The 14,922-nt window shown below is 63.2% G+C and carries 15 protein-coding genes; 6 read left to right on the forward strand and 9 right to left on the reverse strand.

What is annotated here, in order from left to right; translation table 11 throughout:
* Positions 1-18 precede the first annotated feature (18 nt).
* Entirely contained in the window at positions 19-510 is a 492-nt protein-coding gene (locus PW947_RS23655) for a type IV pilin protein (protein ID WP_299634832.1), read from the forward strand.
* Positions 511-614: 104 nt separating this feature from the next.
* Here PW947_RS23655 and PW947_RS23660 read toward each other — a convergent pair whose 3' ends face one another.
* From PW947_RS23660 to PW947_RS23670, 3 genes are all read right to left on the reverse strand, one after another.
* Positions 615-1,064: a DUF3318 domain-containing protein gene (locus PW947_RS23660; protein ID WP_299634833.1), complete on the reverse strand. Its 450-nt coding sequence runs from the start codon at positions 1,062-1,064 to the stop codon at positions 615-617.
* A 99-nt stretch (positions 1,065-1,163) separates the two neighbouring features.
* A complete protein-coding gene (locus PW947_RS23665) occupies positions 1,164-1,547 on the reverse strand; it encodes a phage holin family protein (protein WP_299634834.1) in 384 nt (127 codons plus the stop codon).
* Between the two features lie 155 nt (positions 1,548-1,702).
* Positions 1,703-2,005 (reverse strand): DUF883 family protein, encoded by a 303-nt coding sequence (locus PW947_RS23670; protein ID WP_299634835.1) that lies wholly within the window; start codon positions 2,003-2,005, stop codon positions 1,703-1,705.
* Between the two features lie 340 nt (positions 2,006-2,345).
* On the opposite strand from PW947_RS23670, the gene PW947_RS23675 reads away from it, so the two are divergent.
* On the forward strand, positions 2,346-2,987 hold the full coding sequence (locus PW947_RS23675; protein WP_299634836.1) for a peroxiredoxin: 642 nt from the start codon (positions 2,346-2,348) through the stop codon (positions 2,985-2,987).
* A gap of 118 nt (positions 2,988-3,105) precedes the next feature.
* On the opposite strand, the gene PW947_RS23680 is transcribed toward PW947_RS23675, so the two are convergent.
* Entirely contained in the window at positions 3,106-4,296 is a 1,191-nt protein-coding gene (locus PW947_RS23680) for an acyl-CoA dehydrogenase (protein WP_299634837.1), read from the reverse strand.
* A 140-nt stretch (positions 4,297-4,436) separates the two neighbouring features.
* Between PW947_RS23680 and PW947_RS23685 the strand changes: the two genes are divergently transcribed.
* A complete protein-coding gene (locus PW947_RS23685; RefSeq protein ID WP_299634838.1) occupies positions 4,437-5,234 on the forward strand; it encodes an IclR family transcriptional regulator in 798 nt (265 codons plus the stop codon).
* A 37-nt stretch (positions 5,235-5,271) separates the two neighbouring features.
* Here PW947_RS23685 and PW947_RS23690 read toward each other — a convergent pair whose 3' ends face one another.
* The gene (locus tag PW947_RS23690) at positions 5,272-6,102 is read right to left on the reverse strand and encodes a diguanylate phosphodiesterase (RefSeq protein ID WP_299634839.1); all 831 of its coding nucleotides are present in this window, start codon (positions 6,100-6,102) and stop codon (positions 5,272-5,274) included.
* Between the two features lie 219 nt (positions 6,103-6,321).
* Between PW947_RS23690 and hmgA the strand changes: the two genes are divergently transcribed.
* Together hmgA and fahA are read left to right on the forward strand one after the other, a co-directional pair.
* Complete coding sequence (hmgA, locus tag PW947_RS23695) at positions 6,322-7,659, forward strand: homogentisate 1,2-dioxygenase (RefSeq protein WP_299634840.1); 1,338 nt, start codon at positions 6,322-6,324, stop codon at positions 7,657-7,659.
* The gene (gene fahA / locus PW947_RS23700) at positions 7,656-8,969 is read left to right on the forward strand and encodes a fumarylacetoacetase (RefSeq protein ID WP_299634841.1); all 1,314 of its coding nucleotides are present in this window, start codon (positions 7,656-7,658) and stop codon (positions 8,967-8,969) included. Before hmgA ends, fahA begins: the two co-directional genes overlap by 4 nt.
* A gap of 92 nt (positions 8,970-9,061) precedes the next feature.
* Here fahA and PW947_RS23705 read toward each other — a convergent pair whose 3' ends face one another.
* Together PW947_RS23705 and PW947_RS23710 are read right to left on the reverse strand one after the other, a co-directional pair.
* Entirely contained in the window at positions 9,062-10,216 is a 1,155-nt protein-coding gene (locus PW947_RS23705) for an MFS transporter (RefSeq protein ID WP_299634842.1), read from the reverse strand.
* Positions 10,217-10,297: 81 nt separating this feature from the next.
* On the reverse strand, positions 10,298-11,464 hold the full coding sequence (locus PW947_RS23710; RefSeq protein ID WP_299634843.1) for an MFS transporter: 1,167 nt from the start codon (positions 11,462-11,464) through the stop codon (positions 10,298-10,300).
* 298 nt (positions 11,465-11,762) lie between these two features.
* On the opposite strand from PW947_RS23710, the gene PW947_RS23715 reads away from it, so the two are divergent.
* Positions 11,763-12,359: a hypothetical protein gene (locus PW947_RS23715; RefSeq protein ID WP_299634844.1), complete on the forward strand. Its 597-nt coding sequence runs from the start codon at positions 11,763-11,765 to the stop codon at positions 12,357-12,359.
* Positions 12,360-12,393: 34 nt separating this feature from the next.
* Here the strand turns inward: PW947_RS23715 and PW947_RS23720 are convergent, their stop codons facing one another.
* Entirely contained in the window at positions 12,394-13,395 is a 1,002-nt protein-coding gene (locus PW947_RS23720) for a 2-hydroxyacid dehydrogenase (protein WP_299634845.1), read from the reverse strand.
* Positions 13,396-13,453: 58 nt separating this feature from the next.
* Positions 13,454-14,431: a LysR family transcriptional regulator gene (locus PW947_RS23725; RefSeq protein ID WP_299634846.1), complete on the reverse strand. Its 978-nt coding sequence runs from the start codon at positions 14,429-14,431 to the stop codon at positions 13,454-13,456.
* Between the last annotated feature and the right edge of the window lie 491 nt (positions 14,432-14,922).

The raw sequence follows: 14,922 nt of genomic DNA on the forward strand, positions 1-14,922 counted from the left end.
GAGACGATGGAAATGACGATGAAGAAGATGAAGAATGGAACGGAAACCGCGTATGCCGACGCGTTCACGCTGATCGAACTGGTGATCGCGCTGGCGATTGCCGCGATCCTTGCGGCGTTCGCGGTGCCGTCGTATCGCACGCATGTCGTGCACACGCATCGGGTCGATGCGGCGACGGCGTTGTATCGCGCGGCGCAGTTCGTCGAAGCCGACACGTCGGCGGGCGTGAGCGCAACGCAGGGCGGCGCTTCGCAAAACGGCGGCGTGCCGGTGTTGCCCGTTGGTGTGGATCAGGCGCCGTCGTTCGGGGCGGCGATTTATCGGCTGAGCATCCTGCCCGCCGATCAAACCAACGGTGGCTATGCGGTCGAGGCGCGTCCGTCGGAAACCGGCCCGATGCGCGACGATGCGTGCGGCGTTTTCATCCTCGACGCGACGGGTCTGCGCACCAATCGCGGCCCCGACGGCAATGCCGCAGCCGACAACATGAACTGCTGGAACGCTAAATGACGATGCAGCGAATGCGGCGGGAGTTGCGCGAACCTTCGCAGAAACCGTACACCGCACGTCGCACGACGAAAGGCGCGGTTATCGCGCCATCCGGAAATCCGCGCTCAACGATCCGCTGCGGGCGGTTTGGACCTGGCTTCGTCGCGGACCTGTTTGTAGATCCGGTAGCCTTCCCATGCCGCCAGCGCGAGGCTGCCCCACTTGAGCGCGGGCTTCGCGCCTGCGGCGACGGTCGAGCGCAGCGGCTTGGCGAGCGCCATCGACGCCAGCGAACTGATCAACGGATATTCCTTCAGCAGCGCACCGAAGCCGGCCATGCTGCCCGATTTGGTGCCCATTCGTGCACCGGCAAAACCCGGCACGAGGAATTTGAGCCAGCTGAAATGCGTGACGGCTTCGCGCAGTTCGACGGTGGCCTGGGCGAGTTCCATGCGCTCCACATCGGCCCGCACGAGCAGCAGTTCCTTGCGCAGCGCACGCATATGCGGCGCGCTCAGGTCCTTCGGCGCATGGCGTCTGGTGCGGTAGGCATTGTCCGGATAAGGGTTGCTCATGGCAGAGGGGCGGTGAGTAGTGACTGGAAAGGGATCGGCGATATGACCACGACGAAAGCATCGAAACCGTATCGGGCGGCGCGAGCCGCCCTAACGTGATTACTTTCGAAACAGATCGCGGTCTTTGTCGAATTCCGCCAGCGTCGCTTCGAAGACAAACGGCGCGTGACGGATGCCGTTGCGCGCTTTCATCGCGCAGACCACTGCGGCGATCGCGTAGACGCCGGTGATGCCCGCCAGCGACTGCCAGCGGTAAGTGTCCCAAAACGCAATGGCGACCAAGGCGGTCAGCGCGATCAACGCCATCGTTGCGAGCATCATGGCCGCCAGGCCGAGGAACAGCACGCTCAGCAGGCGTGTCTTTTCTTCAGCGAGTTCGATCCCAACCAGTTCGAGCCGGGTTTGCAGAATCGAAAAAACGGAACCGAGGATGCGGCGCAATGGGCCGTGATCTCCGCGCTGCGATTGTGTATCGATCGTCATGGCTTATGTGCGGTGCGCGTGGAGGTACGCTGAACGCGGCGCCCGGCGAAGGGTGCCGGACGGTTCGTTCAGCGACAAGCCGGAAGCGGCTCCGGCAGCGACGCCACGTATGCGCCGGCGAGCGCCCGCAGGCGCTGCGACGCGTACCGGCGTGCTTACTTGCGGTTGATCAGCAAGCCGACCAGCACGCCGATACCGGCCGCGATGCCGATCGACGACCACGGATGTTCATGCACGTAGTCGTCCGTGGCACGAGCGGCTTTCTTGCCTTTCTCGACGACCACGACCTGCACGTCCGCCGCCTTTTCCTTGGCCTGTTTGAGCCGGGACAGCGCGGTTTCGCGCAGCTCGGAAGCGCGCTCGCCGGTGGCGCTCGCGGCCTGTTTCAGCAGGTCTTCCGCGTCCGAGAGGACGGTTTTGATATCGGACATCAATCTCTCCTTGTTGACTTCTGACATTGACTGCTCCCTTCGTGTCACGCCACGCATGAATCGTAGCTAAAGAAACCGCCGCTGGCGAGGACAGTACGCCTCGTGCAACAGAACGCACGAAACGTTCCTGCAATGGCGGCTCCGTTTGCTTCACGCTAATGATGCATCACGTGGGCAGATGATCTCGCACTTGATTGAGTTGATCTGTCCCGCAAAGTTTCCCTCATCGCGCCCGAAATTACAAAAATTCATAAAGTTCTAACGGGATAATGGTTCATTGTGACTTGGTGTTCCCGTATGCTTTCAATCTCGCGGACCCACAGGCTTGCCTGAACGGGGTGGTTCGAACATTTCACGGAGCTGCATCATGAGTCTACGTCTGGGCGATATCGCGCCGGATTTCGAACAGGATTCGAGCATTGGCCGTATCAAGTTCCACGAATGGCTCGGCAATAGCTGGGGCGTGCTGTTTTCGCATCCGGCCGACTTCACGCCGGTCTGCACCACCGAACTCGGCCTGACCGCGAAGCTGGCGGGCGAGTTCGAAAAGCGTAACGTCAAGACGATCGCGCTGTCGGTGGATAGCGCCGAGTCGCATGGCGAGTGGATCAAGGACATCAACGAAACGCAAGCCGCGAGCGTCGGTTTTCCGATTCTGGCCGACGGCGACCGCAAGGTGTCGGAGTTGTACGACATGATTCACCCGAACGCGAATGCCACGCTGACCGTGCGCTCGCTGTTCGTGATCGATCCGAAAAAGACGGTGCGCCTGATCATCACGTATCCGGCCAGCACCGGCCGCAATTTCGACGAAGTGCTGCGCGTGATCGACTCGCTGCAACTGACCGACAGTCACTCGGTGGCGACGCCGGGCAACTGGAAGCAGGGCGATGACGTCGTGATCGTGCCGTCGCTGAAAGACGAAGAAGTGATCAAGCAGAAATTCCCGAAGGGCTATAAGGCGCTGCGTCCGTATCTGCGCATGACGCCGCAGCCGGACCTGAAATAAGCGGCAACGCAAGCGAGCAACAACGCAACGCGTGAACCAAAGCAAAAAAGGCCGACCGGGCAACCGGTCGGCCTTTTTATTTCCGTTCACGCATCCTTAGCTGACTTCCATCGCTGACTCAGAAGAACGCCTGAATCCCCGTTTGCGCGCGTCCGAGAATCAGCGCGTGAATGTCGTGCGTGCCTTCGTACGTGTTCACGACTTCGAGATTCACCAGGTGTCGCGCGACGCCGAACTCGTCCGAAATGCCGTTGCCGCCGAGCATGTCACGGGCAAGCCGTGCGACGTCGAGCGCCTTGCCGCACGAGTTGCGCTTCATGATCGATGTGATCTCGACAGCGGCCGTGCCTTCGTCTTTCATCCGACCGAGCCGCAACACGCCTTGCAGGCCGAGCGTGATTTCGGTCTGCATGTCGGCGAGTTTTTTCTGGATCAACTGGTTCGCGGCGAGCGGCCGGCCGAACTGTGTACGGTCGAGCGTGTACTGACGCGCGGTGTGCCAGCACGCTTCGGCGGCGCCGAGCGCGCCCCACGCGATGCCGTAGCGCGCCGAATTCAGACACGTGAACGGTCCGCGCAGACCGCGCACTTCCGGAAACATGTTTTCTTCCGGCACGAACACCTCGTCGAGCACGATCTCGCCGGTGATCGACGCGCGCAGACCGACCTTGCTGTGGATCGTCGGCGCGCTCAAACCCTTCCAGCCTTTTTCGAGCACGAAGCCGCGGATTTCGTCCTTGCCGTCGCGTTCGAGTTTCGCCCACACGACGAACACGTCGGCGATCGGCGAATTGGTGATCCACATCTTCGCGCCCGACAGCGAATAGCCGCCGTCCACTTTCTTCGCGCGCGTGACCATGCTGCCCGGATCGGAGCCGTGGTTCGGCTCGGTCAGCCCGAAGCAGCCGATCCATTCGCCCGTCGCGAGCTTGGGCAGGTACTTCGCCTTTTGCGCGTCGGAGCCGAATTCGTAGATCGGCACCATCACCAGCGACGACTGCACCGACATCATCGACCGGTAGCCGGAATCGACGCGTTCCACTTCGCGCGCGATCAGGCCGTAGCTCACGTAGTTCAAACCCGGACCGCCGTATTGCTCAGGAATGGTCGGGCCGAGCAGACCGAGTTCGCCCATTTCACGAAAGATTTCGATGTCGGTTTTTTCGTGGCGGAAGGCTTCGGTGACGCGCGGCGCAAGTTTGTCCTGCGCGTAGGCGCGCGCGGCGTCGCGCACCATCCGTTCGTCTTCTTCGAGCTGCTGATCGAGCAACAGCGGATCTTCCCAGTGAAACTGCGCGGCGTCGGCCATGATGCGTATCTCCTGATTTTTCGTCCTTCGCGACCTGACGCAAAGGCGTGAATCCGTAACGGATGACGAGACTCGGTGCTTGACTCAAGTTCCGCTATGCGAAACAATGTTTTGAAAATCAGCCTTGAGTGTAGCATTCGATGACAACCGCCTCCAACTCCACCGAAGCCATCGACGAACGCAAATTCGTCGTTGCGCTGGCTCGCGGACTCGACTTGCTGCGCGCATTCCGGCCGGGCGAAACGATGCTCGGCAATCGGGATTTCGTCGAGCGCACGGGTTTGCCGAAGGCGACCGTCAATCGGCTTGCGTACACGTTGACGGTGCTCGGCTATCTGCGGCTCGATGCGACGCTCGGCAAATATGCGCTCGACGCCGGCGTGTTGTCGCTCGGTTTTTCGCTGCTCGCGGGCACCGACACGCTCGAACTCGCTCGCCCGCATATGCGCAATTTCGCGCGTGAAGTGGGCGCGGCGGTGTCGCTCGGCTGTCGCGACGGGCTGGACATGATCTATCTGGAGACGATCCGCAGCGAGACCGCGTTGACCCTGGGTCTCGCGTCGGGTTCGCGCCTGTCGATGCTGACGAGTTCGATGGGCCGCGCGTATCTCGCGGTGCAGACGCCGGAGGTTCGCGACGCGTTGCTGGCCGATCTGAAGAAGGCGGCGAACAGGGAAAAGACCAAGGGCGGCGCGCGCCTCGTCGACGAAGCGCAGCGGGAGATCGACGGGTTTGGGCGCGAGCGGTGCTGCTTTTCGTTTCGTGCGTGGCACGACGATGTGAACGCAGTTGCCGTGCCGTTTCGGGAGCCGCGCGAAGGGCGGTGGCTGGTGTTGAGTTGCAGCGGCCCGGCGTCGTCGATGGGCGAAGCGGTGTTTCGCGAAAGCGTTGCGCCCCGGCTGAAAGCGTTGGCCCGCAGACTCGGCGACACCGGCTGATCCAACTGATCCGTTCGAGCCGGCCAGCCGCGCTAGTTCAAACCGCGCGGCCCTGAGGCTTCGTCACCGCAAACACCGGCCCTTGCACGAAGCGCACATCGTATTGCTGCAACAGGTCGAACTGCGCTTCGTCCAGCACGCGGCTGAAAATCAGCGGAATCCGCAAGCGGTTCGCATAACCGACCAGCGGCTTCACCATGCCGTCGCGCAACGCGGCCGGCGCATCCATCTTGATGAAATCGAGCCGCGCCATATCCGACACCGACATGATCTGGCCGGCGTTGGGCAGATTGCCCGCGACCTTGAACCCGTATCGCTGATAACTCTTGGTCAGATAACCGAGAAAGGTCCGGTGCGCGACCGCCGCCGCCGGCAACTCGATCACGACCCGCGCCGGATTCAGACCGAACGACATCAGCACCGCGGAAAAATGCCGTCCGTGGTCGTACTTCACGCTTTTCAGCAAGCGTTCGTGGACCCGCAGAAACAGCAAGCCGTGACGCTGCGCGCCGAAGAAGTTGATCGCGTGCATCGCGCGCGACATCCGGTCGAGCGCGACCAGTTCCTGATCGTCGTCGATCCGGTCGAAGGGATCGAACGCGTCCGGCGACGCGCCGTCGATGCGCAACGTCAACGCCTGAATGCCCAGCTCGTCGCCGAAGCGCTCGACATTCTCCGGATCCGCCGACAGCGACTGCGCCAGCGCATGCACGCTGATGTCGAAGATCGGCTCGTACGCGCTGCCCAACTCGATGTCGGCCAGATGCGCGATGGCTTGCGCGCCGTCCACGGACAGCGCCAGATGCTCGCGGAGAAACGGGTGGCTGGCGGCGCGCGTGACGAGGTCGGGGATGCTGAGCGGAATCATGGATGAACGGGGCGGCTGGAGCGGCGCATCGGTGATGGACGGTGTCTCGTGTTGGGATCGTTCGATCTTAGCAGTGTGCACCAGACCGCTTTGGACAGAATACTGATAACCATATCCACGTGCGCCAACACGCTCAGGGTTTACGAGAGATTTCACTAAACGTAATCGATTCTACAATTCGTAAATCAAGCGCCAGTCAGTATTGACGGAGACATATCGATGAGCACGCACAGTTTGCAGCGTCAGTTGAGTCAGGAGATCGACCCGGGTTATCAATCCGGTTTCGGTAACGAATTCGCCACCGAAGCCGTGCCGGGCGCGTTGCCGCAAGGCCGCAACTCGCCGCAGCGGGTGGCTTACGGCCTTTACGCCGAGCAGATTTCGGGCACCGCGTTCACCGCGCCGCGCGGCCACAATCGTCGGTCGTGGCTGTACCGGATTCGTCCGGCGGCGGTTCATCTGCCGTTCACGCAGATGCCGCCGACGCGCCTCGTCGCGAACTTCGCCGAGGTGCCCCCGACGCCGCCGAACCAGTTGCGCTGGGACCCGCTGCCGATGCCCACCGAGCCGACCGATTTCATCGACGGCTGGGTGACGATGGCCGGCAACGGCGCGGCCGAGAGCATGAGCGGTTGCGCGATTCATCTGTACGCGGCCAACCGTTCGATGGACGGCCGCTTCTTCTACAGCGCCGACGGCGAATTGCTGATCGTGCCGCAACAAGGCCGCCTGCATATCGCGACCGAAATGGGCGTGGTCGATGTCGCGCCGTTCGAGATCGCGGTGATTCCGCGCGGCGTGCGCTTTTCGGTGACGCTGCCGGACGGCGATGCGCGCGGCTATATCTGCGAGAACTTCGGAGCACTGCTGCGTCTGCCGGATCTCGGACCGATCGGCTCGAACGGCCTCGCCAATCCGCGCGATTTCCTGACGCCGCACGCCGCGTACGAAGATCGCGAAGGCGACTTCGAACTGGTCGCCAAGCTCAACGGCACGCTGTGGCGCGCGTCGATCGGGCATTCGCCGCTCGACGTGGTCGCGTGGCACGGCAATTACGCGCCGTACAAGTACGATCTGCGCCGCTTCAACACCATCGGCTCGATCAGCTTCGATCATCCGGACCCGTCGATCTTTCTCGTGCTGCAATCGCAAAGCGACTCGCCGGGCGTCGATTCGATCGACTTCGTGATTTTTCCGCCGCGCTGGCTGGCTGCCGAAGATACCTTCCGTCCGCCGTGGTTCCATCGCAATGTCGCGAGCGAATTCATGGGCCTCGTGCACGGCGTCTACGACGCGAAGGCCGAGGGTTTCCTGCCGGGCGGCGCGAGTCTGCATAACTGCATGTCGGGTCATGGACCCGATGCCGATACCTTCGAGAAAGCGTCGAATGGCGACACCGCGCAGCCGAAGAAAGTCGGCGACACGATGGCGTTCATGTTCGAAACCCGCACGCTGATCAAACCGACCCGTTTCGCGCTCGAAACCGCGCAGCTTCAGGCGCATTACTACGAGTGCTGGCAAGGTCTCAAGAAACACTTCAATCCGGAGCCACGATGAGCGCGACAAGCGATCTTCAGGCGACGCTCGACGCGTCGCGTAAAAGCTGGATCGAATCGGCGAACCTGCCGACCAGCGATTTCCCAATCCAGAATCTGCCGTTCGGCGTGTTCAGCGACGGGCGTGACGGCACGCCGCGCGTGGGCGTCGCGATCGGCGATGCGATTGCCGATCTGCATGCGTTGCGGGCGGCGGGCGTGCTGACGTTGCCGGGCGCGGCGTCGCAGGACGTGTTCGCGAGCGGCTCGCTGAACGCGTTTATCGCGTTGGGTCGCGACGTCTGGCGCAGTGTGCGGGTCCAGCTGAGCAATCTGCTGGCGCGCGACACGGCGACCTTGCGCGATAACGCCGCGCTGCGCGATCGCGCGCTCGTGTCCCAGGCCGGCGCGACCTTGCATCTGCCGGTCCAGATTCCGGGCTATACGGATTTTTATTCGTCGAAAGAGCACGCGACGAATGTCGGATCGATGTTCCGCGATCCGAAGAATGCGTTGCTGCCGAACTGGTCGGAAATGCCGATCGGCTACAACGGACGCGCGTCGTCGGTGGTGGTGAGCGGCACGCCGGTGCGTCGTCCGAACGGGCAACTGAAGTCGCCGGATCAGGATCGGCCGGTGTTCGGCGCGTGTCGCAAGCTGGATATCGAACTGGAGACGGGTTTTGTGATCGGACGCGGCAACGCGCTCGGTGAACCGGTGTCCAGCGATCAGGCCGAAGATCACATTTTCGGCATGGTGCTGCTGAACGACTGGAGCGCGCGCGACATCCAGCAATGGGAATACGTGCCGCTCGGGCCGTTCAACGCGAAGACCTTCGCGACCACGATCTCGCCGTGGATCGTCACGCTCGACGCGCTCGAACCGTTTCGTGTCGCGCAGCCTGTCCAGGAACCGCAGCCGCTTGCGTATCTGCGTCACGACGGCGCGCATGCGTTCGATATCGCGCTCGAAGTGACGATGCGTCCGGCGCACGCGACCACCGCGACGACCCTCGCGCGCACCAACTTCCGTCACATGTACTGGACGATGGCGCAGCAACTCGCGCATCACACGGTGTCCGGTTGCAATACGCGGATCGGCGACCTGATGGGCTCAGGGACTATCAGCGGACCGACCGCGGATTCGTACGGCAGCCTGCTCGAACTGACGTGGAACGGCAAGCAGCCGGTCGAGCTGAACGGCGGCGGCACGCGTACGTTTATCGAAGACGGCGACGAACTGACGCTGACGGGTTGGTGTCAGGGCGACGGCTATCGCGTCGGCTTCGGCGCGTGCGTGGGCGAAATCCTGCCGGCGTGGGATGTGAAATAACCCGGCGTTCAAGCGTCGAAAGCAAAAAGGGAGACCGTGACGGTCTCCCTTTTTTTTGTGCTCGCCTTGGCCTCGCGACGCCGGGCTGCGCGTTAGACCGCCGCGTTCACCGTGCGACGCCGTTCCCAGCGAACCGCGACCAGAAACGCCAGCGCACACACCAGCAGCACGCCGATCAGCGCATCGTTGCCGACGCCTTTCATCAGCGCGCCCGCGATCAACGGACCGCCGAAGCTCGCCGCGCTCCACGACGCGCCGACCAGCGAGCTCGCCGACACCAGCGCCGCGCCGCGAAAGCGCTCGCCGCACGCGACGATCGACAGCGTGTAGATCGCGCCCGCTGCCGCGCCGAGCACGTACAGCAGCGGCCAGATCAGCCAGGGCGAGCCGATCGCGAGCGGCACGAGCGGCAGCAGCGCGACCACGACCACACCGCAGCCGGTATGCACGCGTTCACGGCCGAGCCGGTCGGCGAGCCAGCCGATCGGAAACTGCATCGTCGTATCGCCGAGCAGGATCGCCGATGCGAACAGCACCGCAACGCCGCTATCGATGCCGTGCGCCATCGCGAACAACGGCAGCAGCGACAGCGCCAGCGTATCGAACAGCGCGAAAAAGCCGGTGCCGATCACCAGTGCGGGCATGCGCGGCAACACGTGAAGCCAGCTGTCGTGGGTCTCGGCGTCGCCGTGCGCGGGCGGCGCGGTGCGGATCGTCGCGAGCAGCGGCAGCGCGAGCAGGAAGATCGCACCGCACAGCAGGAATCGCAGATGATCGAGACCGGCAATCTGGTTGACGAGCACGGGTCCGGCCATCTGGAACAGCGTGAAATGGGTGGCGTAAATCGCGACCACGCGACCGCGCGACGCGTCGTCGGCAAGCTGGTTGACCCATGCCTCGCCGATCGTGAACAACAGCATCAAGGCCGCGCCGCACAGCACGCGCAGCATCGCCCACAGCCACAGGTTCGTGGTGAACTGGACCAGCGCCGTTGCAATCGCGACCACCAGCACCGACGCGACGATCGCGCGGCGTCCGCCCGCACGCGACGCGATCCAGCTCGCCAGCGGCACGATCACGAGTCCGCCGCCCGCTTGCGCGGCCGTCAGCAGTCCGACGACGTCGGTGCCGTGACCGGCCTGGGTCAGCGCAAGCGCGGTGAGGGGAAGGGTGGCGCCGCTGCCGAGTCCGACGACGGCGACGCTCAGAATGAGCGCGAGGAAATCGCGTGTGAATATGACTTTCATCGGGCCGAATGCTACTACGCCCGATCCGGCCGCGCACCTGTACGGCAGGCGCCGTTCAAGCGGTGACGCAGCCAGCGGAGATCAGCCCGCGACGGCCATCCGCTGCGCGCGACGATCGATCGAAACCGACCACAGCGTCATCGCCAGCGCGCCGATTGCCGTCGCCACGCCGACCCACGGCAAGGTTGTCAGCGGTGCGCCCGCGCCGATCGCCATGCCGCCGAGCCACGCGCCCGTCGCATTGCCGAGGTTGAACGCGCCTTGATTCAGCGTCGACGCGAGATTCGGCGCATGACTCGCGCGATCGACGATCAGCATCTGCAACGGCGGCACGATCGCGAACGCCAGCACGCCCCACAGGAAGATCGTGATCATCGCCGGGACTTCGGCGTGCATCGTGCCCGCGAACACGGCCAGGATCACGATGATCGCAAACAGGAACGCCACCAGCGACGGCATCAGCCGCCAGTCCGCCAGCTTGCCGCCGAGCGTGCTGCCGACCGTCAGGCCGAGACCGAACAGCAGCAGCACCATCGTCACCGCGTGCGGCGTGAAGCCGGTCACGTCTTCGAGGATCGGCGTGATGTAGGTGAAGGTCGAGAACAGGCTGGCCGACGCCAGCACGCTGATGCCGAGCACCATCAGCACCTGCGGGTTCTTCATCACGCTGAATTCGTGGACGAGGCTCGCCTTCTGCATCTCGATCTTCGCGGGCAGGCAGACGGCCAGCGCCGCCGCCGCGACGATGCCGATACCGGTGACGGCCCAGAACGTCGAACGCCAGCCGACCGCCTGGCCGAGCGCGGTGCCGAGCGGCACGCCGAGCACATTGGCCAGCGTCAGTCCGGTGAACATCAGCGCGATGGCCTGCGCGCGGCGGTTCGGCGCGACCAGCCCGGCGGCGACCACCGAGCCGATACCGAAGAACGCGCCGTGGCAGAACGCGGTCAGGATGCGCGCGATCATCAGGACGGTGTAGCCGGGCGCGACCGCGCACAGCAGATTGCCGGCGATAAACACGCCGATCAGGCTCATCAACGCTTTCTTGCGCGGCATGTTCGCGACCGCGATGGCGACGATCGGCGCGCCGATCGTGACACCGAGCGCATAGGCCGAGACCAGCATGCCGGCCGCCGGAATCGACACGGCGAGATCGCGTGCGACGTCGGGCAGCAGCCCCATGATGACAAATTCCGAGGTGCCGATTCCGAAGGCGGCAACGGCAAGAGCAAGCAGCGGCAAAGGCATGATGGGACGCGTGATAGAACGGGGTGGAGCAGGAAGTCGCCGGACTGCCGTGGGTCGCGTGAAGCGAGCGCTAAAGCCGTGAATACAGGGCAGTGCGAGAGTGATAAGGGATTGTACCTAAGCCAAAAGCTTAGGATAGGGAAGCTGTCCAAGTGTTGTATTTGTTGATACAACGCAACTTAGGTCCGTTATGACACGCGATGATCGGCTGTCATCTGGTTTTCACAATCGACTATTAGCGTAGGCGATCCTTTAACCTGCCGGCGCATCTGCGTTGCGGCATGAAGCGAGCCCGCCCTTGTCCGCATCTCCCCCGTCGTCACCCTTGCCGTCGCTGTCGCCGTCCTCAACGCTCGATGCGCCGTCGTCCGATGCCGCGCCCGTCGTTCCCGCCGCACCGCCGGTCGAACCGGTCTGGCTGGTGCCGCTCACCAGCCATCCGTGGTACGACCACGTGCGGCTGAAGCGCGTGTTCGTCACCGACGGCACGCGCCATCAGGTCGTGCTGGTGGACGCGCGCAAGCTGATCGCATGCGCCGACCGCGACGACACCGACTACGTGCTGCGTCCCGTCGTCGAATGGCATCCGGGCAAGGTGCGCGGGATTCGCGAGTTCCTCGATCCATCGAATCCGCGGGTGCCGCAAATGCCCTACGTGACGGTGTCGAAGCGTCGTGCGCCGGGTGTGCTGGGCTGGATCGGGATCGAACGGGAAGGGGTGGTGGCGTTCCGCAACGGCCAGCATCGCGCGCGCTATCTCGCCGACGCGGGCGCCCGCTGGTTTCCGGTCGAAGTCCATGAACGCGAAGCGGCGTTGCTGCGGGAAGTGTGCGGCGCATCCGACGATGCGCGCACCGCGATCCGCCAGGTCGCACCGGATGCGCCGACGCGCTGACATGCGCCGAAGCGCCGAGCGCAATAAGCCGGGTTTAGTCGGCGCGCGTCTGTACGAGGTTGCGGGGCGCGCCGTCGAGCCACGCGTTGACATTGCCGAGCGTGGTCTGCGCGATCTCGTTCATCGCCTCGCGGGTGAAAAACGCCTGATGCGCGGTGACGATCACATTCGGGAACATCAACAGCCGCGCGAGCACGTCGTCCTGTAGCGGATGGTTCGAGTGATCCTCGAAGAACAGGCCGCCTTCTTCTTCGTACACGTCCAGTCCGAGGTTGCCCAACTGGCCGGTCTTCAGCGCGCCGATCAGCGCATTGCTTTCGACGAGGCCGCCGCGCCCGGTGTTGATCAGCATCGCGCCGCGCTTCATGCTGGCGAGCGCCGCGTCGTTGATCAGATGATGCGTGGCGGGCAATAACGGGCAATGCAGGCTGACCACGTCGGACTCGCTGAGCAGGGTGTCGAGCGTCACATAGCGGGCGCCGAGCGCGAGCAGGTCGTCGGCGGGCGTGCCGGGATCGTAGGCGAGCACCTGCATGCCGAAGCCGGCCATGATCCGGCCGAACACCCGACCGATCATCCCCGTGCCGATCACGCCGACCGTCTTGCCATGCAGGTCGAAACCGAGCAGACCGTTGAGCGAAAAATCGCCTTCACGAGTGCGGGCGACCGCGCGCGGCAAGCGCCGGTTGAGCGCGAGGATCAGGCCGACCGCATGTTCGGCGACGGCATGCGGCGAATACGCCGGCACGCGCACGACGGCGATACCGAGCCGTTCGGCGGCGGCGAGATCGACGTGATTGAAACCTGCCGAACGCAGCGCGATCAGTTTGGTGCCGCCGTCGCGCAAGCGTTCGAGCACGGTCGCATCGACGCTGTCGTTGACGAATGGGCAGACCGCATCGAAGCCTTGCGCGAGGATCGCGGTGTCGGCGTCGAGATGGGATTCCTGAAACTGAAGATCGTAGCGATACGTGGTGTTGGCCTCGTTGAACGTATCGATATCGTATTGACGGCTGCTGAACAGGATCATGCGCATTGGGCTCTCCGGCGAATGCGGCGTGCGCTGGACGCACGCCGCCTGGATGACGCCGGGTTTATCGGCCGTGTGCCGCGAACGTTCTGGTGAAGACCGCGGGCGTCGGGATCGACGGCTGCGGCTTGATTTCGGGCACGACGTCTTGCCCGAAGTATTCGACGGTGTAGTCGATGAACGAACGTGTCTTCGAAGGCAGATATTGCCGGCTCGGATAGACGATCGATACCTTCGATTCCGGGTCGTCTGCCTGATAGTTCGTCATGATGCGCGTTAACGTGCCTTCGGCAAAGTCGTCGGCGACCATCGTCAGCGGCAGCATGGCCACGCCCATGCCGGCCAGCGCGGCAAGCCGGACCATCATCGTGTTGTTGACCGTGTAGACCGGCACCAGCGCGACCTGCGAGCTTTCGCCGTCCGGCGCGTTGAAGTGCCACAGGCTGCTGCGCTGTTCCTGCGGCAAGCCCACGAAGCCATGTTCCGCGAGTTCGGTCGGCGTAGTCGGCGTGCCGTTGTCTTCCAGATAGGCCGGCGACGCACACGCGACCATCGCGTTGGTGGTCAGCGGCCGTTCCACCAGTTCGCGGCTCGCCACCGTCGAAGCAGGCACGATCCCGACGTCGTAGCCGTCTTCGAGCAGGTCGATATGGCGTTCCGAGAGCGTGAGGCGAATCTTGACCTTCGGATACAGCTTCCGGTAGCCGTCGAGCAGCGGTGTCAACGCCATCAGCGGCAGCGCCCCGAATGCGACCACGCGCAACGTGCCGCCCGGCTCGCGCTCGCTGTGCGTAACGGTGCTCTCCAGATGTTCGAGTTCTTCCAGCAAACCCCGGCACCCTTCCAGGAAATGCACGCCGGCTTCCGTCAGCGACAGGTTGCGTGTCGTGCGGTTGATGAGGCGCGTCTGGAGATGCGCCTCGAGCGTAGCGATGGAACGGGTGACGAGCGCATTCGACACATCGAGTTGTTGAGCAGCGCGACGAAAACTTTCGTTCTCGGCAACCCTGACGAATACCCGCATTGCGTGAATCTGGTTCATGGAAAGTCGCCTTTAAGGCGCGTGGCATCCGCCACGCAGGTTGATCGACGGTATTCAAAACGCAACGTGCCGCGGTGCATCAATCAGCAAGCGCTCCGAACACCGTATTCGCAGAATATTGACAATTACTTGAAATTACAATATTTCTTCGCGTTTGACATGACAACTTTTTTTATAAAAACGTTGCCAATTAGATCAGTGACATTCTCCAGAAAAACGCCTATAACTTTTTAAGCGTTTGCTGGGCAAGCATATTCGCAACGTGTGTTGAATCCGTTGATGAGGAAACCCCGATGTCGGCTCGGAACGCAGCACAGCAGGCGGTTTTCGTGCCAGGATGCGTGTTGCGATCGAGGTCGCACGGTCGATGTTTTTATTCGATCGGAGGGCCGCCTGGCGTCGTCATTTCGCGGTCATTTTCATGCCATTTTCGGAATGCCGGTGTGGTATTGATTAGTCGTGCGGCATCGTGCGGCGTTTCAAACGTAAAT

This window comes from Paraburkholderia sp. (assembly GCF_028283785.1).
In the GTDB taxonomy this organism is placed as follows: Bacteria; Pseudomonadota; Gammaproteobacteria; order Burkholderiales; family Burkholderiaceae; genus Paraburkholderia.

What these genes read in the sequence shown, in the direction of transcription:
- PW947_RS23660 (WP_299634833.1), bottom strand. Translation starts at nt 1,064, where the DNA reads ATGAGCAACCCTTATCCGGACAATGCCTACCGCACCAGACGCCATGCG.
- hmgA (WP_299634840.1), top strand. Translation starts at nt 6,322, where the DNA reads ATGAGCACGCACAGTTTGCAGCGTCAGTTGAGTCAGGAGATCGACCCG.
- PW947_RS23725 (WP_299634846.1), bottom strand. Translation starts at nt 14,431, where the DNA reads ATGAACCAGATTCACGCAATGCGGGTATTCGTCAGGGTTGCCGAGAAC.
- PW947_RS23665 (WP_299634834.1), bottom strand. Translation starts at nt 1,547, where the DNA reads ATGACGATCGATACACAATCGCAGCGCGGAGATCACGGCCCATTGCGC.
- PW947_RS23710 (WP_299634843.1), bottom strand. Translation starts at nt 11,464, where the DNA reads ATGCCTTTGCCGCTGCTTGCTCTTGCCGTTGCCGCCTTCGGAATCGGC.
- PW947_RS23675 (WP_299634836.1), top strand. Translation starts at nt 2,346, where the DNA reads ATGAGTCTACGTCTGGGCGATATCGCGCCGGATTTCGAACAGGATTCG.
- PW947_RS23655 (WP_299634832.1), top strand. Translation starts at nt 19, where the DNA reads ATGAAGAAGATGAAGAATGGAACGGAAACCGCGTATGCCGACGCGTTC.
- PW947_RS23685 (WP_299634838.1), top strand. Translation starts at nt 4,437, where the DNA reads ATGACAACCGCCTCCAACTCCACCGAAGCCATCGACGAACGCAAATTC.
- PW947_RS23705 (WP_299634842.1), bottom strand. Translation starts at nt 10,216, where the DNA reads ATGAAAGTCATATTCACACGCGATTTCCTCGCGCTCATTCTGAGCGTC.
- PW947_RS23690 (WP_299634839.1), bottom strand. Translation starts at nt 6,102, where the DNA reads ATGATTCCGCTCAGCATCCCCGACCTCGTCACGCGCGCCGCCAGCCAC.
- PW947_RS23720 (WP_299634845.1), bottom strand. Translation starts at nt 13,395, where the DNA reads ATGCGCATGATCCTGTTCAGCAGCCGTCAATACGATATCGATACGTTC.
- fahA (WP_299634841.1), top strand. Translation starts at nt 7,656, where the DNA reads ATGAGCGCGACAAGCGATCTTCAGGCGACGCTCGACGCGTCGCGTAAA.
- PW947_RS23670 (WP_299634835.1), bottom strand. Translation starts at nt 2,005, where the DNA reads ATGTCAGAAGTCAACAAGGAGAGATTGATGTCCGATATCAAAACCGTC.
- PW947_RS23680 (WP_299634837.1), bottom strand. Translation starts at nt 4,296, where the DNA reads ATGGCCGACGCCGCGCAGTTTCACTGGGAAGATCCGCTGTTGCTCGAT.